A 26,346-nucleotide genomic window follows, 5' to 3' on the forward strand; every position below is an offset into this window, starting at 1 on the left:
GCCATGCTGACGACCATCCAGGAATTCATCGCTTCGCTCCCCGAGGTGCTTCAGTTACTCGGAGTGGCTCTGGCCGGCGCGATCCCGTTCGTCGAGTCATATCTGGGTTCGGCGCTCGGCATTGTCGTTGGCGTCACCCCGGTCGCCGCGGTCATCGCGGCGACCATCGGGAACATTCTGTCCATGCTGATCGTGGTGCTCGCCGCACACGGCGTGCGGTCACGCGTGAAGACCAGCGCGGCCCCGAGCCCGCAGAGTCCCCGGCGCGCAAAGCTGAAGCAGCGTTTCGACCGCTACGGAGTGCCCGGCGTGAGCCTGCTCGGCCAGACGCTGCTCCCGAGCCAGATCACCTCGGCTGCCATGGTGTCGTTCGGGGCCTCGAAGAACCAGGTGATTCTGTGGCAGATCATCTCAATCATCCTGTGGGGAGTTCTTTTCGGGGTGCTCGCCACGCTCGGCGTCTCCGTGGTGCGCTAGCGGGTTCACTGCGACCACCCGCTCACGCCCCGCTTCTATTCGGAAGCGGGGCGTTTTCGCTGTTGCTTCGTCTGTGAGCGCTGCCCTTTTGCCGTGAGCCTGCGCTGGTTCGACCCGCGCGTGCGACGAGTGGCTCGACGCTGTGGGCCGCCGGGAGCGAGCGCCTGCCGCAGCAGGTCGGCGAGCTTGTCACGGGCGATCTCCCGGTTGCGCAGCTGTGATCGCCGCTCTGACGCAGTCACCACGATGACACCTCCGATGAGGCGCGGACCGAGCCGATCCAAGAGTCGGTCGCGCTGAGCTTCCGTGAGTGCCGCGGAGTCTTCGACGCACCAACTCAGTTCGACGCGACTGTCCGAGGTGTTCACGTGCTGTCCGCCCGGGCCAGAAGAGCGCGAGAATCTCCACCCCAGCTCAGCAGCCGGGATCATCAACGCAGCTGTCACTTCAAGATCCACGCTTCTCAGCTTCGCATGCTTTGCAGAGAACAGCGGCGCAACAGCGTGGCACCCCGCACTCAGTGATCACTGAGTGTGAACCGGCAAAACACTCAGTTCAAGCTCATCACGCACCGCAAGTACCTATTTTGCCCCGCCAGCAAGGCACAGAAGCACTCAAACGACCCCCTATTTGGAGATGCCCAACTTAGAGTAAGGCCGACCTCCGGCTTGAACCGCGGAGATGAAATCTGAACAGGGGGCCTTACATGACCAGCTTGGTGTCACGCACAGCACGCATAGTCCTCGCGGTGCTCACGCTCAGCGGAGGCGCACTCATCACAATGGATGCGCCTGCGGAAGCGGACGCGCCACTCGTCACCATCGATACTCACGGAGCAAGCACCAACGGGGCAAAGGCGTACTTGACGGCCTCCCCAGGGAGCGAAGTTCGGGCAGCGTTCACGTTCACCGCGCAATCTCACGTGCAGTTTCGAGCCAAAGACAACTTCGTCGGCTCGCCGGATTACCGGATCTCATCTGAGTCAACGTGTTCACTCCGGGGGGCGACGTTCCTGCCAGCGGGCGAGAGCTGTGACGTCGTGCTCCGCTTTGGGTTCGACGAGTTTCCCGCGTACACCATAGCGTTCGCTACCGTCCCGTACTTCGCACTCCCAACGGATGAATTCGGTGCTCCGCTTCCCGGCGCCATCGAAGAAGCTCGGCGGCAAGCGGTGGTGTTCTACCCGAATCCATTCGCAGTCACGACAGCCGACTTCGGCGAAACCGAGATCGGCACCACCGCGACGCGGAACATCCGTGTCACCAATGCGTACTCGCCAACGCCTTACGGGTTCACCATGCATCTCCAGGCGGGGCCGTTTGCCGTGGCAGCTGGCATTCACGGTCTCGAACCGGGTGAATCTATCGAGATCCCGGTGACGTTCACCCCAACGCTGCTGGGCGAAGCCATCGGCTCCCCTGTGCCGGCGTACACCGCGATGAACACCGGCACACTCCTGCTGGATCCATTCGCTCGTCTCAGCGGAATCGGAACTGCGCCTGCCATCACGCTCACTGGCGAAGACATTCGCTTTGGCGACGTTGACATCGCAACGCAGGGCACCCAAGACCTCACGCTCTCGAACACCGGCGCGACCGACACGACCGTCTCGATCTCGAATCGGTTCGAGCTGGATGCGTCAGGCATCTCAGTGAGCTTGGAAGACGGCACCGCACTGCGAGCCGGAGAAACGCTCTCGACACCCGTGACCTGGACGCCCGAGAGCGCGGGTGCGATTCCTGCAGACTCGATCGAGATCACCCACGCTCCCTGGGTGGATCCCGCGGGTACTCACGGCCCGCTCGCCCCGATCTCACTGCAGGTGACAGGAACGGCGGTTTCTCCCGCGCCGGCGGTGCAGGTCTCTCAGCTGGACTTCGGCACGGTCCCGGTGGGTGAGCGTCGCGTCGAGCGGCTCACCTTCACCAGCACGGCCGATCACCCGATCACGCTCACGCTCAACCCGGGTTCGCTGAGCTCGGGACTCACCACTGCGGCGACCGTTGTGGTGCCGGCGGGCGAATCTGTCTCACCAGAGATCACTTGGTCCCCCACCAGTTCAGGAACGCTCAGCGCACACTTGTCGTTTACCGATCTCGCGAGCGACACCACAGTGCTGGCAGAGGTCTCTGGCACAGCGGTGAAACCGGCGGTGAATCCGGACCCCACTGACGGTGCGGATCCGGACGGTGCACTTCCGGCAACGCCCGAGACCCCGAGGAGTCAGCGCACCGAAGCAGCAACGCTGGCGGCAACAGGATCCGTTGAGCCGACGGTCGCTGTACTCATGGCACTCGGACTGCTGCAACTTGGGCTGGGGGCGTTCGCGCTCACCCGGCACCGGGCCCGGCGCCAGCGCACCTCCGCGGCCGCTGTCTAAATCGCTGACAGCCACCAGGCCGCGTGTGCTGCGCCCCGTCGCCGCACACGCCGCTGCTCAGAAGCCTCACACCACATCCACACACCTCACAGTTTGAAACGGACGATGACCTCACTCCCAATACGCACGTTCACCGCCGCTGCGCTCACACTCGGATTGCTCGCGCCCGCTGCTCCGGCTCTCGCGACGGATCTGCCGGCCGGAGCCGTCGTTGCGGCACCGCTGCAGAACATCTCGCTCGACCTGGTCGACCCAGCGCAGATCGAAACTGCTCATTCCCCCACAACCGCTGCAACTGTTGAGACCCCCTCACGGAGCACTCGTGCAGCATTGCCCGACGACAATGAGATTGTAGAGATGCCAGATGCCGCGCTTCGTTCAGCGGTCATCGCGCAGGTGGGTGGTGGATCTACGCTAACCCGCGGTTCGATCCGCAAGCTCCAAGCGCTGAAGGCCCCTAACAGTGGAATCGCCGATCTCACCGGCCTCGAGTATGCCTCTCAACTGAGCATCGTGGACCTGAGCCGAAACCCCATCACGACGCTCGAGCCGCTGCGCGGACTGAGCACGATCCGCCAGCTCAATGTCAGCAGCACACTCATCACGGACATCTCGGCCGTAGCGACCATGCCGGAGATCAACTATCTTCAGTTCAACTGGACTGACGTGTCTGATCTTGAGCCCGTTCGCGACAAGATCCAGCTCTGGCGGATCGAGCTGGCCGCCACCCGGGTGTCGGATCTGGATCCGGTGCGTGGTCTGATCAACATGAGCGAGCTGTATTTCCAAGAGACACCCGTGAGCGACCTTTCCCCGCTTCAGCAGTTGGAGAAGCTCTACACTCTTTCGGCACCGAACACTGAAATCTCGGATTTGAGTCCCGTTGCCGGTCTCCCGCGCTTGGCGATTGTGAATGTCAATGGGGCGCGAGTTTCTGACCTTTCGATGGTGAACACCTGGCCCGGCCTCCGGCAGGTTGGGTTCCTCAATCAGCGCGTTACTGGCTTCCCTGTGGTGTCGTCGCGAACGGAATCGACGTATCGCACCACACAGGCCGTCACCGCACCGTTCCGGATGTTGGAAGACGTGGTGCTGACCGCAGGCGGCGACGCAACGACCACCGCCGAGGGGCTCACCCTGTGGGAACACATCGCTGAGGACGCCACCGAGCTCACCGCGACAGTCTCGGGCGATCCGCTTCCCGGCTCCGGCGCGACTTACTCTGCGCTGCTCTCATACCCGCTCACCCGGGCCGATTTCACGAATGGGGACCTCCTCACCGCAACTGTCGGCACCGCATACTCGTTCCAGTTCACCGTCGATTCCGGGTTCGAGGACGGGCCGTTCACGCTCACCGGAGGGTCGATCCCTGGGCTTGAACTTGCCGAGGATGGCGTGCTCGCTGGCACGCCCGCCGAGGACGGGACGTTCACGCTCGACGTGCGTCGCACCGACGCGTTCGGCAACATGATCGACCGGTCATATGCGGTGACTGTCGATGCGGCGAAAGTTGTGCCACCCGTGGATCCCCCGGTCACGCCTCCGGTTGATCCGCCGGTCACCCCACCGGTCGTGCCGCCGGTCGATCCTCCCGTTGGTCCGCCCACCAGCCCGACGATCTCCAATACCTTGAAGCCGACAGTCGCTGGCGCGGCGGCGCTCGCTACGACGGGGGCACCATCTCTGCCTGTCGGTCTCACGATTGGGTTCCTGGCAATTCTGATCCTGGGCGGTGGCGCGCTCGTCCTCGCCCCGAAGCGCCGCAATCAGGCAGACGGCACGTCCGAGTAGCGGACGGCTTGCCTGCGCCGCAAGGTGCGTGCCCGCAGAGAGCGGTGCTCCTTCCTCGGAGGAGCACCGCTCTCTGCCGAAGAGCACCATTCCCGCGGGAGGTACGCCGCTCCGTGAGGCGGAGCGGCGTTCAGCTCCCATCGCACTGCGGCGATGGGAGCTCCTGTGACCTGCGCACAAGCGCTGCCCAGTCTCGGATTTCGGGGCACGGGTCACGGGTCACGGCGCATGGGTCGCGGGTCACAGCGCACGGGGCTCGGCGCACGGGTCGCGGGGCTCCGGGAGGACGTCCCGATGACGCGCGAGCTACGTCGGTAGTTCTCGCGTTCGAGCCCCTCGCGCGACCCCAACCCGCTAGCGCCCGGTCAGGAGCATATCGGCGAAGCCAGCTGCTTTGAGCCGCAGATTGTCGATGCTCCGCTCGCGGGCCGCCGCCGTGTCGAAACCCTCATAGGCTGGCGGTGGGACATTGCGCACGTTTCGGGAGCACTGGAACTCGCGGCAGACCAGCACGCCGACGGTATCGCCGCGCCTGCCTGCATCGCCCACGCGCTTGGCGCTCCAGAATACGACCTCGTTCGGAAGCCGCACGTCCTGGCACCAGTTGCACATGGCACGGGACCGCGGAGAGGCTTCGGCCTGGGTCAAGAGCACGCCGGCGGGATCACCGTCCAGTTGTGGGAGCACGACGTAAGCGCGTCGCCCGAACTTCGGATCGCGCCAGCCCAGGAAATCGAGCTGCGCCCAGCTCTCCTCGGTCCAGTCTTCCAGTCCGCTCGGCAGAGTCAGCTCCTTGACCTCTCTGCGAGAGGCGTTGATAAAGGAGGCACGGATGAGTGATTCAGTCAGGGGTTGCATGAGTATGCCTTTCGAGGGTGCACATCAGCCTCGCGGATTCACCGCGGGATCAGATCGCACCCCTCAGAGATGTATCGAAGGTTCGCCAAGCTCGCCGCGTCCTCCAGAAGGGGCGCGGCCGGAGCGGGGAAGCTACTCACCGTCGGCAAGTGCCTCGCCGACGACCTCCTGACGCTGCGCATACAGCTCTCGATAGCTCATGGGATCGAGTGTACGCCGTTGGGACGCCGCAACGCGCCCTGGGGCCACCTGCAGCTTGGCTTCTCAGCGCAAGCTCAGCGCAAGCTCAGCGACGCTGTGGGGTGTGTGGCGGGCAGGAGCCGCCTCCACGCAATGGGAGGTTACCGTCACCGCGTTCGTGTGGAGCACGCACGACGAGGCTCCCAGGAAATAAAAGAACCCCCGCAGGTAGAAGCCCTGCGAGGGTTCAGTAGCGGTGTAATCTCCGCTACGTGGCTCCGACCGGCATCGATCCGGTGACCTTTCGATTTTCAGTCGAACGCTCTACCAACTGAGCTACAGAGCCTGGTATTCACCTTATGGCGATCACCAGAGACAGAGAAACCCTTCCGAAGAAGGGTTTCTCCACCTTGGCGACCCTGACGGGACTTGAACCCGCGACCTCCGCCGTGACAGGGCGGCGCGCTAACCAACTGCGCCACAGGGCCATAGTGTTGTTGTATTTAGTTGTATTCAGTATCTAGTGACCCCAACGGGATTCGAACCCGTGCTGCCGCCGTGAAAGGGCGGTGTCCTAGGCCGCTAAACGATGGGGCCGAAGCGATTTTCGCGCTTGCTACCGAGATGAAATACTATGCTGACTTTCACCCCCTGTGCAAATCGTGGCCCCATTTCACGGTATCCCTGGCGTGTCGCAGAGCCCCTTCCCCGAGCCCCGGCCCCTCCGCGCGGCGCACACGCCCGGACTCCCCGCAGACGGGAGCCCACAATCCTGCGCTCCAGAGCACCCCGGCCCCACGTCCCGCAGCACCCCGGCCCCACGCCCCGCAGCACCCCGGCCCCACGTCCCGCAGCACTCCGGCCCCACGTCCCGGAGCGGCCCGAACCACGCCCCGCAGCCAGCCCGCCGCGCGCCCGCCCCCAGCCCCACGCCCTGAGGCGAGCCAGCCCACCCACTGGAGCGCCCCGGCCCCGCACGCGATGAGACGTGGGGACCGGGGCGTGTGCCAGCAGGCCGCTGAGCCCGCCTGTCATGCCCGTTCGTGGCGCTTGCGAGCCAGCGTCCAAGCGGCCGCTCCCAGGAGCACCAGGGCGATTCCAGCGCCTCCGAAGAGGTTGGGATCCCCGCCTGTCCGGGCCAGTTCAGCACGAGCCGGAGCCGGAGCCGCGGCGACTGGCGCTGGCACCACTGTCGGTGTCACTCCAGGAACCACCGCCGCAGGAGGAGGTGTGACCGGAGGCGTCACCGGCGGCGTGACCGGAGGCTGCGCCGCACAGTTGGGCGTCGCCGGCGGGTACACCGTCGTCTCACTCGCGGTCGGGTTGATCCGGATCTCCACTACGGCCTGGCTTCGCAGGTCGTAGTGCGGAGCACTCGGGTCGAGCACCCACGTGCCGTCGCTCTTCAGCGTCCAGCCTGGCCATCCGGTCGGGTTGCCGTCCGCATCGATTGTGGCGCCTGGCCACAGCATCTGCCCGGTCACCGCGTCACCGCTCTGCCACCCGGCCGGGTACGCGATCGGGTCCACCTGCGATGCACCGTCTGCGAGGATCGCCGCAATGTCTCCAGCTGGGATCGATGGGTCGCGATTCGCGTACGCCTCAGCGGTCCACCAGATCATCACGATGGGGAGGTCAGCGGTGTCACCGATCCCGCTCGGGGTGATGTCGAAGTTGAACCACGGGGTGTCGTTGACGCACACGGCCCCGCCGGTCACGACGACCGCGCGAACGGTGGTCGTGGCGGATCCGCAGTCATTGCCGGAGTTCGTGTCACCTCCGTCACTCTCACCAGGCACCTCGCCGGGAACCTCATCACCGGGCCCCTCAGCCCCGTTGAGGAGCACCACGAGGTCCGATTCAGGGTTCACTCTCCGCTCCGCTTGCGGGAACGCCGGACCGGAGGCCGCCACACACGCCGTGTTGGTCAGCTCACCGTTTGCCGGGGCCGCTGTCACCGTCACGTCGAAGGAGATCGTTGCCTCACCGGTGAATACCCCGCTGTAGCTGGCGGTGAGCGTGTTCCCCGCGAAGGAAACATCCCAGCCACTCGCTGCGGATTCCGATCCGGCAACCGGCGTCAGCCCTGTCGGCAGCGTGTCAGTCACCACCGGGTCTTGCGCGGCATCCGGGCCAGCGTTCGTGATCACCAGCGAGTAGTGGATCGTGTCGCCCACTTCGGCGACTCCCTCTTCACCCGCCGTTGCGGTCTTCACGAGCGACAGATCGTATGCCCCTGCCGGGCACGGCTCTACGGTGATCTCCTCGGTCACCGACAGCTCACCCACGGTCGCGGTGACCGTGTACGTGCCGGCTCCGGAGAGATCCAGGTCCACGTCCGCGGTCCCACTCACTCCGCCGTGCACGGTGCGCGTGCTGTACGGTGTACCACCGCCTGCTGCGGCGATCGTCACCGTGTAGTCGACCCCATCAACGAGATCACTCAGCACTGCAACGAGCTCATTCGGCAGCGGCTCACCGTAGGCGGTGCATTGATCAACCGAGAGCGTCAGCGTCGGCGCTTCGGGGGCAGGGCATTCCTCCACGGTTGCGGTTGCCTCATCGGAGTCGCCAGCGTGTGCGCCGGTGCCCTGAACGGACACGAGCAGCGTGCCTTCCTCGGTCGGGCTGAGCGAGATCGACTTCGTGGTCGCGTCCGCGGTGAACTCGATCGGCGAGGTCTGCGTCACGGCTACACCGTCGAGTTCGACCCGATACGGCTCTCCCACCACGAGATCACTGAGTTGTACGGTCACCGGCGAGAATCCGCCGAGCACCGGGCACTCGCCGAGCGTCACCGAGATGGTGGGCGGCGGATCCACTGTGGGCGGCGGCTCTTCACAGCCGTTCGCAAACAGGGCCTGCCCGTCTTCGTCCCAGTTCTGACCGGCGAACTGCAGCGTTGCTCCGCCGGACTCATATGCGAAGGGCGGGATCACGTCGCGTCCGTCGTGGTGGTCAGCCCCAACGTGCCCGTTCAGCACCCCAGCAGCGGGGAGCGTGAGTTCATTCCACGGGTGTTGTTCGGACTCTGTCGCGTGGCAGAAGGTCACCGTGGTGTCCGGTGGTTCCTCACAGGTCCCCACGTCTGCGGTCGCACTTACGGTGCCTGGCTCGGCGCGCGGGCCGGTCCCCCAGAGTTCGACGGTGATCGAGGATCCTGGCGCGGCTCCGAGCGTCTTCGTTTCGGATCCGGATCCAGCGGTAAACGTCACCGCGGTTCCCCCGTTCACGGTGTAGCTGTAGGGCTGGCCCGTGACCAGGTCGCCAAACGTCGCCGTTACCTCGGTGTCGTCTGCATCGACCACGCACTCACCCACAGTGAGTTTCACCGTCGGTGGCGGATCGGCTTCGGGGATTGTGCCGGAGCAGTTGTCGCGCAGCAGTTGCTGCCCGTCTTCGTCCCAGTTTTGGCCCGGGAATTGTTGCGTTGCACCGTCCTGCTCATAGGTAAACGGTGGAATAACGTCGGCGCCACCATGGTGGTCGCTTCCGGCGTGTCCACTGAGCACTCCGGCAACAGGGAGCGTGAGTTCTTGCCACGGGTTTGATTCGGAGCTGGTCGCGTGACACAGCGTCACTTTCTGCTCAGGTGGCTGCTCACACTTGGAGACGTCGACCGATCCGCTCACTTTTCCGGTTGCGGCGCGTGTCCCGGTGCCCCAGACCTGCACGGTGACCGAGGCCCCCGGAGCGGCGCTGAGTGTTTCAACCTGTGTCGCGGAGCCTGCGGTGAAGCTGACGAGCTGGCCGCCGTTCACGCGGTAGGCGTAGGGCTGACCTGCGACGAGGCCACCGAAAGTGATCGTCACCGGAGGATACGTGCTCTTCGCGACGCATGCTCCGACAGTCAGGGTCACGGTCGGTGCCGGATCCACCTGCGGCGGCTGCGTGCACCCGTTCGCGTAGATCGCCTGGCCTGCGGCGTCCCAGTTCTGGCCGGGGAACTGCGTGACCACCTTGTTCACGGTGTAGCTGAAGGGCGGGATGATGTCGCGTCCCGACTGATGGTGCGAGCCGGCGTGCCCCTTCGCGGAGCCGTCAGGCGCAATCGTGATCTGCACCCACGGGTTCTTGGTCGAGGAGGTCGCGTGACAGAGCGTGACTTTGTCCTTGCCCCCGCGTGTGTCAGTGGATGCCGTGCTCGCAGCGGCACTCGGGGCTTCCTTCGCCGCTGCAGCGGCTGGCGCGGCAGCCGGTTTCGTGGCGGCAGGAGGGGCCGCTGGTGCCGGCTCCGGATCCGCTGGCGCCTCAGCGACAGGCTCGACCGGCGCAGGCTCGACCGGCGCGGGTTCCGCCACCGGTGTCGGCTGGGGCTCCGGGGCCGGCTCTGGCACGACCACCGGGGCTGGCTCAGGCACCACGACCGGTTCGGGAACGGGCACAGGGGCTGGTTCTGGCTGGGCGACGGGTTCCGGAGCTGGCTCCACCGGAGCGGGCTCAGGAACGGGCGCTGGCGCGGCTTCAGGTGGAGCAGGCGCTGCGGCTTCTGCTGCGGCTCCCACCAGGGCAGTGTCACCGTCAGCGGCGTACGCGGGGGCGGTGAGGTTCGGGATCAGCAGGGCGGCGGCAACGGCGAGCGCGGCGCTGCCGCGGAGCGTGCCGCCACGGAATCTGCGCCAGCGACCAGACTGAAGCGCGTTCGAGTTGGTCTGGAGAGATCGCTGGTTCGTCATGGCACTGCCACCTTTTGTCCGGATCCTTCCGGGGCAGCACAGCGTTGTCCTATCCCCGATCCCCCGGGCAGGAAGCCCTCAGACGATGCCTGAGACGACCTCTTCGCCCGCGTGGATGTGGCTCACGGTAATCTTCAGCGGAGCAGAACGGATCCGGGAAAAACACGTAGCTTTGGTGCACACACAACAGCGGCCCACCCCGATGGGGTGGGCCGCTGTTGTGTCTGCGGGCTGCGTTAGCCGCCGAGGGCGCGCTGCACGCGACTCAGCGAAATATTCTCGTGGACGTATGCTCCTGAGCTGGTGCGTTGCTCGAGGCGGTATCCCATCTTGCCCTGCGAAAGCATGCCGATGAGGTACGGTTCATCTGCGTTCCACATAATCCAGGTCGGCAGCCCCTGCGCGTTCGTGCCGAGGAATGTGATCTCGATGTCGCGGCGCCCGATGCGCTGCACGCTGGGCGCGAGCACGTCCTTCGAGAGGGCAACACCGCCGGTTCCCGCCTGCTGCATCTCACTCATGCCTCGATCCTAGCGAATGGATCGGGGAACTGGGCGGAGATTCCATACTCGGATCGGGACAAATGGAAGAACTAGTCCGTATATTCAAGTTCGAGGTCTACAACATCCTCGTCGGCGAGGTTCACCACGATATTGTCCGGGTTGCGGGTGGTGAGCCAGATCAGCTCCTGTGAACGGCTCGCATTGCCTTCGATGTGAGGGACAAATGGCGGCACGTAGACGAAGTCGCCCTGCTCGAAGTACATGACCTCTTCGTAGCGTGCTCCAAAGCGAATGTAGCCACGGCCCTGCAACACGAAGCCACCGGTCTCGGCTTTCCCGTGGTGGTGCGGATCCGAGTGCTCTCCGACGCCGGTGTGCACGCGGCCGAACCAGAGGTCCACCACGTCGGTGTTCTCGACAGAGACGCCGGAGTAGCGCTTCGCTTTCGCCGTCTGTCCCGGAGCAAGGGGCAGCTCGTCTTTGCGCTGCACACTGATCCGCTTGAACGGGCGGCCGAGGGGATCAAGTGAATCGCTCATGATGGGTCCTTTCAAGGTGGGCCCTCGGTGAGCGAGCTCCTCGCACACCGATGGGGAGGTGACACCGAATGTACCCATTTCTGGAATCTTCCAACATAAATTCCACATAACGGGATTTTTGGCACACTCTCAGCGCTTTTCCTCCGGAAGAATCTGCGCCCAGTCACTTTTCTGAGCAAACTTGCACACACGTGTGCAAGTTAGCGCGTAAGCTTCTCCTGTGAGACAGAGCTGGCAGATTTTCAAACGGGACGTCACCCGCATTCTTCGCGTACGCAAAACGTGGGTCATTGTCATCGGCATTCTGATCACACCAGCCCTCTACGCGTGGTTCAACATCAATGCGTTCTGGGATCCATACGCCAATACCTCGAACATCACCATTGCGGTGGCGAACCTCGACGAGGGCGCGGATTCAGAGCTCACCGGGCCGGTGAACATTGGTGAGGAAGTCGTCGAGCAACTCCGAGACAATGACCAGCTCGGCTGGGAGTTCATGGACAAAGCCGACGCGATGCAGGCCGTCAAGCGCGGTGATGCCTACGCCTCAATTGTGATTCCTGCGGATTTCAGCGCAGACCTGTTGAGCATGACCACCGGAACATTCACGCAGCCCGCTCTGCAGTACTTCGTGAACGAAAAGGCCAGTGCGATCGCTCCGAAGATCACGGATGTTGGCGCGTCACAGCTCGACAAACAGATCACGTCTGCGTTCAAGGAGCAAGTCGCGCACGCCGCAACCGAAGCCGTCACCGACGCCGGAGACTCGGCGGAGCTGCGCCTGCTCAACGCACGCAGCAACACGCTCAACGTGTTCGACAAGACCGCACAGAGCCTCGACGCCTCGCGCAGCAATATCGCAGAGCTGCAGGACGGCATCGCCTCGTCGCGCACCGAACTCGCATCAGCGCGAGACACGTTGAGGAGCGTTGACACGACACTCAGCGATGTGCAGACGGCGGTGACGGAAGCACAGGGCATCATCCTGGAAACGCAGCAGCAAGTCGTCACATTCAGCGACGCTGCAACTTCCGCCTACCTCAAAGGCACCACGCTGCTGTCCGACGCGGCAGCTTCGGCGCACGTATCAATCACCGAGCTGACACAGGGGCTCGACCAGGCTGGGGCACGGATCAGCTCCTCCATCACGGCGGTCACCGCCGTCGTGGAATCAAACGAGGCCTCGATCACCCAACTGCGCGAGTTGCTCGCCGATTCCAGCCTCGACCCCGCGACCGCCCAGCAACTCACCGACGTACTCAACACACTTGAGGCCCAGAACACGCAGCACCAAGCTGTGCTCACGCAGCTTTCCGATCTCAACTCCAGCGCGGCCGCCGCGGTGCAGTCTGTGCGGGACGCGTCCGACGCCCTGACACAGGCGACGCAGGACACGCGTGGTGCCGCAACGCAACTCCGCACCGTCATCACCGAGACAGTGCCCGCGGTCAATGCGGCCATGTCACAGCTTTCGGCGAGTGCCGGCCAGTTCGCGTCAGCGATCGGATCTCAGCAAACCGTACTTGCGGAGGCTGACACACTGCTCGGCGGCATCGATGAGCAGCTCGGATCTACCGCGACAGCGCTCGAGAGTTTTGAAGCTGACCTCGGTGGGATCTCCGGAGGAGTGAAGTCTGCAAAGGCGGATGTGCTGGCGCTTGGCGCTGCCTCAGAATGGAACGCGCTGAGCACACTCACGGGGCTTGATCCGGATCAGATTGCTCAGTTCGTGTCCGCTCCCGTCACCGTGCAAGAGCAGGTCGTGTTCCCCATCACCTCCTACGGATCAGCCATGGCAGCGCTGTTCACAAACCTGTCGCTCTGGATCGGCGCATTCGTGCTCATGGTGATCTTCAAGATCGAGGTGGATACCGAAGGATTCAAGAACGTCACCGTGCGCCAGGCCTACCTCGGACGCTTCTATCTGCTCGGCACGCTGGCCATGCTGCAGGCCCTCATCGTGTGCAGCGGCAACCTCATCATCGGGGTGCAAACCGTCAACCCGTTCGTCTACGTGGGCACTGGAATCTTCACCGCGCTCGTCTATGTGAGTATCATCTACGCACTCTGCGTGGCGTTCGGGCATATCGGGCGCGGACTGTGTGTGCTCCTCGTGATCATGCAGATTCCGGGTGCCTCCGGGCTCTATCCGATCGAACTCATGCCCGGCTTCTTCCGCGCGATCTACCCGCTGCTCCCGTTCTCCTACGGCATCGACGCAATGCGCGAAACCATTGCCGGCTTTTACGGCGGGCACTATTGGAAGTACATGGGCGTTCTGACGCTCATGATGGTCCTGTCGTTCGTGCTCGGCCTCGTGCTGCGCCGCAGGCTCGCCAACTTCAACCTGTTGTTCAACCGAGAGATCGCGTCGACAGACCTCATGATTGGCGAAAAGGTGCAGGTGGTGGGATCCGGGTACCGTCTGACCGACGTGATCCACGCCATGCAGAACCGGCACGAGTACCGGGACGACCTCGCACGACGTTCCCGCCCGTTCACCCAGCACTACCCCGCCCTGCTCCGCGGCACCCTGCTCGTGGGAGGAGTCGGCTTGGTCGTCCTCGCGATCATCGCCTGGGCGCTCCCCGGCGGGAAAGCACCCCTGCTCGGCGTCTGGGTGGCATGGTGCTTGCTCATCATGGGCTTCCTCGTGGTCATCGAATACATCAAGCAGAGCTTCGCGAACGCGCAGAAGGTGGCCGAGCTGAACGACTCGGATCTGCGAGACGCCATGCTCACCGAGGGCGACGGGCTGCACACGATGCTTGGCGCTGATGGCGCTGCCGGCACTGATGGCACTGCCGGCGCGAACGGAACTGGTGAGCCTGGCGAGCGGGCGAGGTCTCGCGACTCGGGTGCGAACGCCACGCTCAGCGGTGTGGCGACGGCCACCGCCGTGCTCCCACGAGCCAGAGACGCATCCGCTCAGGGTGAAATCACGACGCCCGCAGAGCCCGACTCGATTGATGAAGTGATGAGCGATTGGTTCGGAGACCCCTCGCCCTCGGCGGGCGCCGATCCAGACCCCGATCCGGTTCCGGATCCTGACACTGCTGAGGACCCTGGCACGACTGAGGACCCTGACACGACTGACACGACGCGGCTCGATACCGCGCGAGACACCGACACCGACACCGACACCACGAACGGAGGGCAGCGCGCATGAGAAACATCCTCGACCTCACCCGCCGCGATGTGCGGCACGCGACCCGCAACGTGATGGCGTCGATCGTGCTCTTCGGTCTCGTCATCATTCCGTCACTGTTCACCTGGTTCAACGTGATCGCGAGCTGGGATCCGTTTGCGAATACGAGCAACTTGAAGGTCGCCGTCGCAAGCACCGACACCGGGTACGAGAGCGACCTCATGCCGATCCGGATCAACGTCGGCGACCAGGTGCTCTCCAAGCTGCGCGCAAACGATGATCTGGACTGGGTGATCACGTCGAAAGAAGACGCGATCGACGGCACCAAATCAGGTGCATACTATGCGGCGATCGTGCTGCCCCCATCATTCAGCACGGACATGATGACCTTCTACGCCGACGGCGCCGAGCGCACCAGCATCGACTACTTCACGAACCAGAAGAAGAACGCCCTCGCCCCCAAGATCACCGATCAGGGCGCAGAGGGAGTCTCCTCGCAAATCAGCGAGGCCTTCACCGTGACGCTGGGCGACGTGGCGCTCGGCCTCATCACCTCAGTCTCTGACTACTTGGGCGATGCAGACACACAGGCCGCGTTGACGCGGATCGAAGCCCGCGTTGGCAGTATCGGCACGCAGCTGCGCTCTGGCGCGCGCACCGCAGACACCCTCACCACACTGCTCGATTCGAGCATCCCGCTCGTGCAGGGTGCCGAGGCGCTGACCACCACAGCGGGGAGCGCTTTCAGCGACACCTCTCACGCGGTGGGAGGGGGCGTTGCCGCTGCCGACGACCTGAAGTCGGCATTGCACGGCGCCACAGAAGCACTGTCGAACGCGCTCGCTGCAACCGCCGGCAGCTACGACGTCGTGGGAACGAGAGTTGACGAACTTCTCGCGAACGCGGATCAGACGAGCGCGAGCCAGGCGCAGCTCCTCACCACACTCGCGGACTCTGTCCAGCAGCAGATCGACCAGACGACTGCGCTGCGCACAAAGCTCGAAACCGAAGTGGGCCCCGGACTGCCCGAGTCCGGTCAAGCGGCGCTGTCCCGAGTGCTTGCCAAACTCGATGATTCGATCGCGAAGCAGGAATCAGTGCGGGATCGACTCACACAGTCCGCGCAGGACATCGTCGACGGCAACGCCTCCGCACAGCAGTCACGCGAGGCCATTGCGGCGTCGATCGCTGAGGCAAAGGCGGCGGTGACCGAGGCGCAGGGCGCCTACACGGACGGGCTCAAGCCGCAGCTCGACCGGCTCGCGGCCACGCTCGCAACCATCGGCACCGATGTCGATTCGATCCGCGCTGATCTGGCGGCGGCCAAGGAACGGCTGTCAGGATCTGGCGGGTCCGTCATCTCTGGGCTGGACACCGCGCGGGAGGCTACCCAGAAGCTGTCCAAGTCGCTGACAGACGCCGCAGACAAGTTCAGCGATCTGCAGGGAGTGCTGGCGAAGGCGGCTGATACCGGCGACTTGAGCGAGCTCTCGGAGATCATCGGATCGGATCCCAGTGTGCTCGCGACCTCGCTGGCCGAGCCGATTCGCGTAGACCGCACCGCGGTGTTCCCGGTGACGAGCTTCGGCGTTGGGATGGCTCCGCTGTACACAGTGCTCGCGCTGTGGGTTGGCGCGCTGCTCATGACCGTAACGATCCGTGTCGATGTCAATCAGCAGACGCTCCCCGATCGGCCGGAGCTCACGCCGACACAAAAATACCTCGGCCGGTACGGGATCTTCGCGCTCGTCGGGCTCGCTCAAAGCACCCTGCTGACGCTCGGCCTGATCCTATTCGTTCAGATCCAGCCGGCGCATCCGCTGCTGCTCGTGCTTGCAGGGTGGGTGATCTCATTGGTGTTCACCCTCATCATCTACACGTTTGTCGTGGCGTTCGGGAATGCTGGCAAGGCGCTCGCGGTGCTCTTGCTCGTGATTCAGATTTCCGGATCCGGCGGAGCATACCCGCTCCAGCTGCTGCCCGCGTGGTTCCAGAACATCAGCCCATTCCTTCCCGCGACGTACGCTATCGAGGCGCTCCGCGCCGCGGTCGCAGGCATTTACGCTGGTGATTTCTGGATCGCACTCGGCACGCTTGCGCTGTTCGTGCTCCCGGCGCTGCTCCTCGGGATCGTGCTGCGGCGACCGATGATTTCCTTCAACCGAGGTCTCAGCGAGGCTCTCGAGTCCACGAAGTTGATGTAGTGGGAGAGTCACCAGTGTCAGCTCAGATCGGCAATGGACCAGCGGCCACACACGGCGGTGGCGGAGCGCAGCGACGCGACGCCGCGCAGAATCGGTCGGCACTGCTGCGCGCGGCGCAGGCGACGTTGGCCGACTACCCCAATGCGTCGCTGGACACGGTGGCGCAGGCCGCCGGGCTCTCACGGCGCGCGCTGTACGGGCATTTCCCGGATCGGGACGCGCTGCTGCGCGAAGTGATCGCCGTGGGCGCCAGCCAGTTCAGCGCGATCTCGGAAGCCACAGTCGACGATGATCCGCGGGTCTCTCTCGCGCACCTCGCGGCCAGGTTGTGGCGCGAGGCGACGGCGGTGCGTGCGTCGGCGAACATCGCAGCCGACGATGCGTACCAGGCGGAGACGGCTCAGGCGCTTGAACCACTGCGGAGACGACTCACGGAGCTGACGCAGACCGGTGTCGGGTCCGGAGCGTTCCGCGCTGATATGACGCCCGAACTGCTGGCCTTCCTGATCGAAGAGACTGCCCGCGCGACCCTGCGCGAGCGGCGTGTCATCGGCGCCACCACTGTCGCAACGGCGGTCAACGTGGTGCTCAGCATCGCGGGCCTCTCCTGGCGAGAGCAGGAAGCACTGCTTGCCGCGCACCCGGAGATCTTCGACGGGGAGTAGCGGAAAGTAGCGGGAAGGCACGCGCGGCGAAGGCGATCTGTTGGGTTCACCGCACCGCCGCCGCACCGCATACCCCCGTCGCTGCCGTTTCGGCGACGCACCGCCCGCACCACGTTCAGGAGCAGCCCCGCAGCTCTGATCTACGCGACTCCCACTTTCGGCTTCGCCCATGAACGACCGCTTGTGTCTTTGAGGATGTCGTATTCCACGTCGACATGCGGTTCGATCGCACTGTACTTGTCGTTCGGGGCGCCGATCACGAGTTGGAATCCGAGGCCGCGCCACGCGCCGATCGCCCGCTTGGTGAAATGGGCGTCCGCCTTGATCAGCGCCTCGTCGAGGAACACCGGAGCGTAGCGCGGGCGCTCCGCATCGGCGTCGCCCAGCTGGTAGCGCAGCGCCGCGCCCACGATGAACGCAATCAGCTCCTGCGACTCACCGCCCGACTTCTCGCCGATGTGATCGTAAAGCGCGGCGTGCTGCTTCGTTTCAGCGTGCACCTTCTCCGCGCTCACGCGGACGTGGTTGCGCACGTCGACAAGCTCGGCGAAATCGGGAGCCGTGCGCCGGATCCTGTTGATGAACTTCTTCATCCGCTCGTACGCCTGCTCGCGATCCTGATCCGTTTGTGCGCCGCTGATCAGGCCGCGCACCTCCCGCAGCTCACTGCGGAAGCGGCGGCGGGCCTCTGACTGGTTTTCACGCGGAGTGATCTGCAGCCGGTGTTCATCGTCATAGAACGGCAGATCCTGCATGATCCCGTTGATCGGCTCGATCCGCTCACGGATCTCTCGCAGCGATCTGCTGAGCGTCGAGTCGAGGTTCGTGAGGTCGTTGCCGGAGAGCTTCAGCAGGCTGTGCTTCCACTCGGTCTCCAGCTCGTGCAGCCCGCTCGTTTCGAGCTCCGCGAGGATCCGCTCGAAGTCCTTCAGTGAGGAATCCGGATCGGCGCGCAGGTTCGGATTCGGCCAGCTCTCAAGGAAGCTCTCGAGCGCGCGCCGCAGGTGGTCACGCTGCTGCTCCAGGGTGTCCTGTGCGGTGGCCTGATCGTCGAGCAGCAGCTTCGACGCGGTGTGGAGCGCCGCGTCAAAGCTCGCCAGAGTCTCCGCCCTGCTGCGCTCGCGTGCGGTCACCGGCGTATCGAAGCGCTCATCGAGGTAGGCGATGTGGTGAGGTGCGAGCTCGCGTCCGGCGCGCTCAGCATCGTCGATTGCTTGCTGCGCATCATCGACTTCGTCGGTAATGCGTGCCCAGCGCTCCGCGATGTGCTCCTGCTGCTCCTCGGCGCGGCCAACCAGCCGCTGCAGGAGCTCAATCTTCTGCTTCAGACCAGCAATCTGCTTCGTGAGCGTCTCAATCTCCGGGCTCCCAGTGATCAACTCGCCGACGATCTTCGTCCAGTTGTCACGCTGCTGCTCCAGCGAGCCAACATCGATCTGGTCCCAGCTCAGCTCGCTGATCTTTGCGTAGGCCGCGTGCCTGGCATCCAGCGCGTCGAGCGCAGCGGCCGCGGTCTGCTCGGCCGCAGCGGCGGCCTCAACTTCGTGTTCAAGCGCTTCGATCTGCTCCGCGAGATCCGTGAGGCGCCGCTGGTTCGAGAACCCGAGCACGTTCTTCCGCCCGTGTCCGCCGTGCGCACCCCTGGCCCCCTGCGACATCTGACCCGTGATACTCAGCGCCATCCGGTGCTGAGAGAGTGCCTCGGCGCTCTCAACGCAGACGAACCCGAACTGCTCCTCGAGCCGGTCGGTCAGCCATCCGGTGAACGGCGACTCGCGGTAGTCGAGCCGGCCGGGCAGCTGCTGCGGATCCGGCCGTGCGTGCCGCTCCCGGCCCGTGTGGACGCCCTCGTAGCGCAGCCGCGTGGGCGTGCGGATCTCGTTGATCGCTGCGCGGAACTGCGGCAGGTGGGCTGCGTCGATCAGCAGCGTCGTCGCGAATCCGCCGAGCGCGAGGTTGAACGCTTCCCGCCACGGCTCGAACTCGGTGCGGACCTCCACCAGCTCTCCAACAAACGGCAGCTCTTCCACCGGGAGCCCAGCCGCCTGTGCCAGCAACTCCCGCGACTCGTGCAGGGCGCTCGGGATATTGCCGCGCAGACCCTCAGTGAGACGCACCTCGGACTGGAGGCTGCTCAGCTCGGCACGCAGCGCGCTTGTCGCGCCGCGCGCGTCAGCGTAGGCGTCGCGCGCGGTGGCCTTGGCGGCTGGATCGGTGAGTGCTTCACGAGCTCGGGCGGCGAGCGCCTGGAACGCGCGCTCCGTGGTCGCGTCCTCCAACAGCTCAGCGGCCGCGGCGTCAAAGCGACGCCTCGCCTCCTGCACGGTTTCGAGCCGTTTCTCCACGATCGACAGGTCGCGCTCCGCGCGCTCCACCCGATCCCCTCCTGAATTGCGCAGCACCTCGATCAGTCCGTCACGCTCGGCCTCCGCTGCGGACGCGAGCGCTTGCTGTGTGCGCACCTCAGCATCGGCGCGAGCCTTGTCCTGTTGCAGCTCGGTCTCCACCTCGCGCAAGAGCGCAAGCCGTCGGTCCGTGCGCCACAGCGCAGACAGCGACTCCGGATCAGAGAACCTCCCGATCTCATCAATCAGGCGGAGCTGGTCCGCCGCAGCCTCGATCCGGCCGCGCAACTCCCGAATCGGGCGCAGCGCTCGCACCTGGCGCTGCGCCGTGACCATCCGCATACGTGTGGTCTCGAGTTCATCGAAGTGTTCCACCACAGCGTCGGCGGTGGAAAGCGTGTCGGGCTCCTCAAGCACCATCCGTTTGTAGAGCTCGTCGACAGTCGTGATCTGTTGGCCGGCCTGGATCCGGGCGAGCAAGCTCATCGCTTTCGACCCTGCGCCAGCGGCCCCGATCCCCAGCACCGAGTGCATTTTGGCGGAGAACTCACGGTCCGTGGTGAACGACTCCAGGCCGGCGGCGCGCACTGCTGCGTCGGTGAGGCGCTGGCCGGCAGCGGCCTCAAGCTGGCCCAGGCTGAATGGGCCATCGATCGTGGCGCGCACGCGCACGGTGTCTTCGATCACGCGAGCAGCAGCCGGGATATACCAGGCACGCACCGCCGTGAACTGCGAGCCATCGTGGTCCGTCCAGGTCATGGCGATCGCCGTCCAGGTGTCCTCCCCGTCCCCGCGCAGCACCCGCACGCGCGTGCCCTCATCGGTGCGCGATTCGTCGAGCTTGCCGCGGCCGTAGGACAGGATGTTGCGCTGCTCGTCGCCACGCGAACGTCCGGTCACCCCTCCGTTCGACGCTCCGTTGAAGGGGGTCGTGTGCGGCATCATGAGTGCGATGTAGGCGTCCATGAGTGTCGATTTTCCGGACCCGGACCCGCCGCAGAGCAGCGTCGCCTGAGGCGAGAACCGAACGCGGTGGGCCCCGTCGTAGCCACCCCAATTCACAAGCTGGAGTTCGTCCGCAACCCACTGCTGCCCCCGCGAGGCGGCCGGGATGAGGCCAAAGAGCGTGTCAAGCATGGTCATGATGCGGAGCCCTCTCGGTCCTGCTCGGTGATGGTGAACTCCTGATCCTGGGCCTGATCCTGGGCTTGCTCCTGGGTCTGATCCTGCCCCGGTGCGAGCCCCTGGCTGTGCCCCTGATCCTGACTGAGGTCCGATGCGGCTGACCCTGGCGCCGGGTTGGTGCCCTGCGCCACCTGCTCGCGGAGCCAGCTCTGCAGTTCCCGCATCCGGTCCGCGCTGAGGACGATCTCAACCAGCGGAGTCACCCGATACCGGCTCTCAGACTCCTCTTCGATGATGCCCTCCTGCTTGAGCCTGCCGAGCGCAGCGCGAATCGTCTTCTGCCGCGCCGCGGTGCTCCCCTCACTCTCGCTGAAGTAGCTGAGCACGGTCTGCTCGATCTCCTCGACATCGATGCGCACCGAGGGCTCCCCCGCTGTCGACTCGCGCTGATAGACCGTGCGCAAGTACACGAGCACAAGCGTCTCGGAGCGGTTGTAGGACTCGTCCCGCAGCAACACGGGCACCTCGAGCTCTTCTGAGCGGACCTGCTGCTTATAGGCGACCCCGCGCTCGGGATCAACGATCAGCCTGATGAAGAGGTCGTGGAGGCGCGACTCGATCACCTGCTGGTTTTCCATCAGCACCGACCAATCATCGGCGTGCCGATCTGCGAAGATCGCGCGCCGCTGGAGCAGGCGCGCGAGCACACGACGAACCTCAGGATCGAGCACGCCACGATCCCCCGCGAAGAACTCTTCGGGGTCTTCCTCCATCGCGACGGTCGCAATAAAGGGCTCACTGCCGGGTCCCGTGTTCTGCTCACGGCCGGGTTCCGCGCCCTGTTCCGTTCCGGGACCCGCGTCGATCGGCTCCGAGGATGCAAGCTGTTCACTCATTCGGTTCTGCTTTCAGTGTGCGCGCGGTGACCGCGCCAAAGGCGAAGCGACGGGAGGTGCCGTCTGGGCGGAGGGCCTCAACGACCGAGACTTCGTCGCTATCGATGAGGCCGGATCGGTGCGCAATCTCCAGCAACCCGAGGAGATCCGCAGGCCTCCGGGTGTCCTCGTTCGCGATGCCCGCAAAAGCGGTGCCAAGGTCGTAGCGTTCCCCGTCGAGTCCAGCAACGTAGGCTTCGAGCTCCTGATAGTTGGGGCCGCCCCATGCGCGAGTGTCGGCGTCCGCGAACTTGGCCTGATCCGCGAAATCGTGCAGCGGCGCCGGCACTTTGGGCGGGCGAGGATCGCTGAGCGTTTGGCGCAGATGTCGAATCTTCGCGGTGGGAAAGCTGCGCAGCGGAGTCACGCGGTCGCTGGCTTTCGACTCCGGAACCCAGGCCTGCAGCCCGGACATGACACTTCGGAGCAGCTCATCGACTTCGCGATCCCTGATCGGATCGTGTGTGCGTACCTGCGTGGTGATGACATGCGAGGCCCGACGCTGCGCGTTCAAGACCTCCTGTACGCCCTGCTCCACCCGCTTCGCGATGGCACGAAGCTCACCGCGCTGCTCCGCCGACATGAGGCGGGCAAATGGGAGTCCGAGGAGAGACTGCAGCTGTTCGGTGAGGTGATCGATGTGTTCCGGATCACCAATCAGTTTCAGCGCACCGGAGAACGCACGACCCTCTGGCGTCGCGTCCATCACGTGTTCACCACGGTGCAGATACTCACGGAGCACCTCGCCCGCTGGGCGTTCATCACGTCGCAGCTCTGCGATGACATCGCGCTGCATGGCGTTGATCGACTCGGCAACCCGCACAAAGTCAGCCGGGAGCTCGCGGGAGAGGTGCAACACATTCTCGGTGTCTTCGAGGAGCTGGTCATCGTCGATTGGGTCGAATGATCCGTCGTTGCCCTCGATCTGGGCGATCTCCACGGAAAGCGTGTTGCGTTCTTCGCGGAGTCTTGCGAGGCGCTTCGCTGGATCCGTTTCGGCGCTCTGTGTGAGCTGTTCAACGGACTCAAGCAGAGTACGCACGCGCGAGCGCGAGACTTTCGCGCGGCCGCCACCCGCGCGGCCGGCAATGTCGAGGGCCCCCACCGCCTGCGCGGAGAGTCGATACAGCTCGACGCCATCCTGGATCTGCGGCACCAGCCAGCCGACTCGCGCCCAGTACCGGCAGATGTCTCGCCCCGAGCCATTCGGCAGTGTGCGGTCGTCACGGTCGTAGCCCGCAGAGCGGAGCTCATCGACGAAATTCCCCACTTCGATGTGGGCGTCTGAGATCGGAACTGTCGGCCGCTCAGCGGAGAACATGATCGTGAGCACCGATACGACGAATGGCGCGTACCTGCCGTGGAGCAGGTCGAGCGTTGGGTTCTTGAACGCTGCCACCGCGCGCTGATACGCGGCCTCAGCTCTGGAGCTTGTCACCAATCAAGAATACCGTCGGCGGGATGCCCGGATCTGCGCGTGACCCGAGTCTGATTCGAGACACCCTCGGTCGCGCCGAAGCTGACAGTCGTCTCTCGCCGCCGAACCGAGGTCAGCGAACTGACGCCGGCCATGTAGTCGGTTCTCCCTCGAAACGGAATGAAGCAGTCGCCGAGGCTACGATCTCTGTCCACTGCCTGGGACACCGATGAATCTTTGGTCAGGTAGTGTGCGAGGTTCCTTGCACGGGCAGCTCGCGCGTGCTCGCGAACGTTCGCGCAGTGCCGTCGACGGGATCCGTGAAGCGCAGCCCACTAGCGAGCAGCTGCAATGGAGTACTGAAATCGTCAACGGGGGCGTCCAGCACTGTCGGATAGAGCGGATCCCCCTCGATCGGAATCCCGAGACCCCACAGGTGCATGCGCAGCTGATGCGTCTTTCCGGTGCGCGGAGTGAGTCGATAGATCCCTCGCCGCGGCCCCTCGCCCAGCACCGCTTCTTCTGCTGGATTCAGCTCTCGCTCCAGCTCAATGAACGATTCAGAGTTGGGAGCTGCGTCTGGATCCACCGCGGCCTGCCACACGCCGCGAGTTTTGGTCAGGTGATTTCGCACGGTCACGGGCAACGCGAGGTCTTCCCGGATCGCGGCAACTGCGTGGTAGGTCTTTGTCACCTCTCCGCGCATAAACATTGACTGGTAGGCACCGCGCCAGCGTCGCTCGGTCGCCATGAGGAGCAGTCCGGAGGTGATGCGGTCCAGCCGATGCATCGGCGTGAGTTCTGGCAGCCCGAGTTCGTGACGCATGCGCACCACGACGCTCTCACTCACGTGTCTGCCACGCGGAATCGAGGCGAGGAACGGAGGCTTGTCCAGGACCACGATCCGCTCGTCGCGGGCGATGACGCGCACCTCGCCCGGCACTGCGGCCTCCTCCCGGAGTTCGCGGTGGAACCACACGAACGTGTGAGGTGCGTAGGGATCGCTCGCGCGGACTGGCGCCCCAGACTCGGTAACGAAACGCCCCTCAGCGATGAACGCGTCAACGTCGATGTGGGCACCGACACGATGGACGAGCCAGTCTCGCATCAGCGGCCAGGGCCGGGGCGCCCCACCGTCTTTGTCCTCAGTGCACAGCCACGCGGCGTCGAGCCCCAGTCGCGGGGGAAGCGGAGAACGGGGAGGCATTCGACGAGCCTACCTCGCACTCGTCCGCAGCGCCGTGCAGCCGAGCAGGGCTCTATGCAGGAGCGCAGCACTGAATCAGTCTCGCTGACGCCGCCTCCCCCGCTGAAACCACACGGCCCACCACGCGAACCCCCAGCTCCGCCTCATCCGCAGAGGATGAGGCTCGCCCCGAGTCCCCCGGTCTCGCGCCACCATTGCAACACATGAACGCACTTCTGCCTGGCCTAGAGCGCCGGAACCTCGGTCGCGAGGTACTTGCTGGCGTCACGCTGATCGCCATTGCGGTCCCGCTGAACATCGGCTATGCGCAGATTGCTGGGCTCCCCGCTACGGCGGGCCTGTACGCGCTCGTGGTGCCGACGCTGGTCTGGGCGATCGCCTCCTCCTCGCGGCAGCTCGTCGTATCGCCCGACGCCGCAGCGGCCTCGCTCGTTGCGTCTTCGATTGGGGGGCTCGCCGCTGCCGGATCGCAAGGATACGCGACCATGGCACTGGCACAGGCCATCATCTGCGGCGGCGTCTTCCTTCTGATGTCGGTATTCAAACTCGGGTTCCTCGCCGATTTTCTTTCCAAACCCATTCTGATCGGCTTCGTCGGCGGCCTCTCACTCGACATCCTGGTGTCACAGGTGTCCAAAATGCTGGGGGTGCATCTCGATCCTGGGACCGAGTTTCTCGACAAACTCACGGGGCTCGTCTCGGGGATCGGTGCGACGAACCCCTGGTCAGCCCTCATCGCTGCAGCAGCCGTCACCCTCCTGCTCGCCGGTCGTCAGCTCGCTCCCGCTGTCCCGTGGGCGCTCGTCGCGCTGGTCTCCACCACGGTCGTGGTCGCGCTCACCGACGCGGGAGCGGCAGGTGTGACCGTGCTCGGGGAGATCCCCGCTGGCCCACCCGTGCTGACCTGGCCGATGCTCGACTGGGCGCAGTGGCTCGCGCTCGTCCCTTCGGCGCTTGCTCTCACGATGGTTGCGTCTGCGGAGGGGCTCTTGGTCGCGCGTTCATACGGTGAGAAACGCGGGTACCCCACGCGGCCCAACCGAGATCTCCTCGCGCTCGGCGCTGCGAGCGTCGCGGCTGGCGCCAGCGGATCCTTTGCGATGGGTGCCTCCACCAGTCGCACCGCGGCCATGGATCAGCTCGGATCTCGCACGCAGCTCCCCTCGCTGGTACTGGCGATCGGCACGCTCGCCCTGCTGCTGTTCGGCACTGGCCTACTCGCTGAGATCCCGTCACCAGCGATCGGCGCCATCGTGGCTGTTGCGGTCCTGCCGCTGCTCGGGCTCCGGGAGTTCCGCGGCCTGTGGCGGCTCTCCCGCTTCGAGTTCTGGATCGGGGCCACCTGCTTTGCGGTGACGCTGCTGGTCGGGGCAATCGCCGGGATCCTCGTCGCATTTGTGCTGGCTCTGATCAATCTGGCGCGGCGGGCAGCGCAGCCGGCGATCGATGTGCTCGCGCAAGATGACAACCCGGCGGACTCACTCCTGGAGGATGCGCCGACCGGCCACATGACCGCAGACGGGACGATCGTGGTGCGCATGGCCGCGCCGCTGTTCTTCGCGAACGGTGCGGTCTTCGTGCGAGCCGTGAAAGTAGCGATCACCCGTGTGGGCGGAGCTTCCTCTGTACGCCACCTCGTGATCGATATGGAGGCTGTCACCGATGTCGATGTTACCGGTGCCGAGGCGTTCGCGGGGCTCCGCGAGTGGCTCGAACGCGCGGGAATCTCGCTCGCGTTCAGCCGCGTGCGGCCAGGGGCACGCGGCCGCCTCGAGCACTTCGAGATCGTGCAGCCCACGGACATCGTGTTCGACACGAATCGAGCCGCCGTCGCAGCGTTTCGGCCCCGCTTGTAGCCTGCGCGGTCAGCGGCTGGCCCACACAGGCCGGCGGCGG

Annotated in this window: 16 protein-coding genes and 3 tRNA genes; 7 read left to right on the forward strand and 12 right to left on the reverse strand. The window is 65.0% G+C overall.

Going from position 1 to position 26,346, the window contains the following annotated elements:
* Nucleotides 1–3: 3 nt before the first annotated feature.
* Complete coding sequence (locus K1X41_RS05385; RefSeq protein ID WP_220175499.1) at nt 4–477, forward strand: hypothetical protein; 474 nt, start codon at nt 4–6, stop codon at nt 475–477.
* A gap of 35 nt (nt 478–512) precedes the next feature.
* Here the strand turns inward: K1X41_RS05385 and arfB are convergent, their stop codons facing one another.
* Nucleotides 513–935, reverse strand: a complete 423-nt coding sequence (arfB, locus tag K1X41_RS05390) for an alternative ribosome rescue aminoacyl-tRNA hydrolase ArfB (RefSeq protein WP_220175500.1) — start codon at nt 933–935, stop codon at nt 513–515.
* A 248-nt stretch (nt 936–1,183) separates the two neighbouring features.
* On the opposite strand from arfB, the gene K1X41_RS05395 reads away from it, so the two are divergent.
* The gene (locus tag K1X41_RS05395; protein WP_220175501.1) at nt 1,184–2,857 is read left to right on the forward strand and encodes a choice-of-anchor D domain-containing protein; all 1,674 of its coding nucleotides are present in this window, start codon (nt 1,184–1,186) and stop codon (nt 2,855–2,857) included.
* Nucleotides 2,858–2,962: 105 nt separating this feature from the next.
* Complete coding sequence (locus tag K1X41_RS05400; protein WP_220175502.1) at nt 2,963–4,648, forward strand: leucine-rich repeat domain-containing protein; 1,686 nt, start codon at nt 2,963–2,965, stop codon at nt 4,646–4,648.
* A 354-nt stretch (nt 4,649–5,002) separates the two neighbouring features.
* Here the strand turns inward: K1X41_RS05400 and K1X41_RS05405 are convergent, their stop codons facing one another.
* The 7 genes from K1X41_RS05405 to K1X41_RS05435 form a co-directional block, all read right to left on the reverse strand.
* Nucleotides 5,003–5,506, reverse strand: a complete 504-nt coding sequence (locus K1X41_RS05405) for an FBP domain-containing protein (protein ID WP_133615852.1) — start codon at nt 5,504–5,506, stop codon at nt 5,003–5,005.
* A 453-nt stretch (nt 5,507–5,959) separates the two neighbouring features.
* Nucleotides 5,960–6,032, reverse strand: a tRNA-Phe gene (locus K1X41_RS05410).
* Between the two features lie 65 nt (nt 6,033–6,097).
* Nucleotides 6,098–6,174: transfer RNA gene (locus K1X41_RS05415), tRNA-Asp, on the reverse strand.
* 36 nt (nt 6,175–6,210) lie between these two features.
* Nucleotides 6,211–6,283: transfer RNA gene (locus K1X41_RS05420), tRNA-Glu, on the reverse strand.
* A gap of 434 nt (nt 6,284–6,717) precedes the next feature.
* Nucleotides 6,718–10,362, reverse strand: coding sequence for a DUF11 domain-containing protein (locus tag K1X41_RS05425; protein ID WP_220175503.1), 3,645 nt, complete (start codon nt 10,360–10,362; stop codon nt 6,718–6,720).
* A gap of 236 nt (nt 10,363–10,598) precedes the next feature.
* On the reverse strand, nt 10,599–10,883 hold the full coding sequence (locus tag K1X41_RS05430) for a hypothetical protein (RefSeq protein WP_132204249.1): 285 nt from the start codon (nt 10,881–10,883) through the stop codon (nt 10,599–10,601).
* Nucleotides 10,884–10,954: 71 nt separating this feature from the next.
* The gene (locus tag K1X41_RS05435) at nt 10,955–11,404 is read right to left on the reverse strand and encodes a cupin domain-containing protein (protein WP_220175504.1); all 450 of its coding nucleotides are present in this window, start codon (nt 11,402–11,404) and stop codon (nt 10,955–10,957) included.
* Between the two features lie 220 nt (nt 11,405–11,624).
* Between K1X41_RS05435 and K1X41_RS05440 the strand changes: the two genes are divergently transcribed.
* From K1X41_RS05440 to K1X41_RS05450, 3 genes are read left to right on the forward strand one after another with little or no spacing between them, the layout of a single operon-like run.
* Entirely contained in the window at nt 11,625–14,573 is a 2,949-nt protein-coding gene (locus K1X41_RS05440; RefSeq protein WP_220175505.1) for a YhgE/Pip domain-containing protein, read from the forward strand.
* Nucleotides 14,570–16,756: a YhgE/Pip domain-containing protein gene (locus tag K1X41_RS05445; protein WP_220175506.1), complete on the forward strand. Its 2,187-nt coding sequence runs from the start codon at nt 14,570–14,572 to the stop codon at nt 16,754–16,756. The genes K1X41_RS05440 and K1X41_RS05445 overlap by 4 nt, the downstream gene beginning before the upstream one ends.
* 14 nt (nt 16,757–16,770) lie before the next feature.
* Nucleotides 16,771–17,421: a TetR/AcrR family transcriptional regulator gene (locus tag K1X41_RS05450; protein ID WP_243642871.1), complete on the forward strand. Its 651-nt coding sequence runs from the start codon at nt 16,771–16,773 to the stop codon at nt 17,419–17,421.
* Nucleotides 17,422–17,561: 140 nt separating this feature from the next.
* On the opposite strand, the gene K1X41_RS05455 is transcribed toward K1X41_RS05450, so the two are convergent.
* The 4 genes from K1X41_RS05455 to K1X41_RS05470 all read right to left on the reverse strand — a co-directional run bounded on the left by K1X41_RS05455 (nt 17,562) and on the right by K1X41_RS05470 (nt 24,450).
* Entirely contained in the window at nt 17,562–20,909 is a 3,348-nt protein-coding gene (locus tag K1X41_RS05455; RefSeq protein ID WP_220175507.1) for an ATP-binding protein, read from the reverse strand.
* Complete coding sequence (locus K1X41_RS05460) at nt 20,906–21,787, reverse strand: DUF4194 domain-containing protein (protein ID WP_220175508.1); 882 nt, start codon at nt 21,785–21,787, stop codon at nt 20,906–20,908. The genes K1X41_RS05455 and K1X41_RS05460 overlap by 4 nt, the downstream gene beginning before the upstream one ends.
* A complete protein-coding gene (locus K1X41_RS05465) occupies nt 21,780–23,264 on the reverse strand; it encodes a DUF3375 domain-containing protein (protein ID WP_220175509.1) in 1,485 nt (494 codons plus the stop codon). Before K1X41_RS05465 ends, K1X41_RS05460 begins: the two co-directional genes overlap by 8 nt.
* 220 nt (nt 23,265–23,484) lie before the next feature.
* On the reverse strand, nt 23,485–24,450 hold the full coding sequence (locus K1X41_RS05470; protein ID WP_220175510.1) for a pseudouridine synthase: 966 nt from the start codon (nt 24,448–24,450) through the stop codon (nt 23,485–23,487).
* Between the two features lie 203 nt (nt 24,451–24,653).
* On the opposite strand from K1X41_RS05470, the gene K1X41_RS05475 reads away from it, so the two are divergent.
* Nucleotides 24,654–26,306, forward strand: a complete 1,653-nt coding sequence (locus K1X41_RS05475; protein WP_220175511.1) for a SulP family inorganic anion transporter — start codon at nt 24,654–24,656, stop codon at nt 26,304–26,306.
* The last annotated feature ends 40 nt before the right edge of the window (nt 26,307–26,346 follow it).

Origin of the sequence: Leucobacter luti, from assembly GCF_019464495.1 — a bacterium.
Lineage (GTDB): Bacteria > Actinomycetota > Actinomycetes > Actinomycetales > Microbacteriaceae > Leucobacter > Leucobacter luti_A.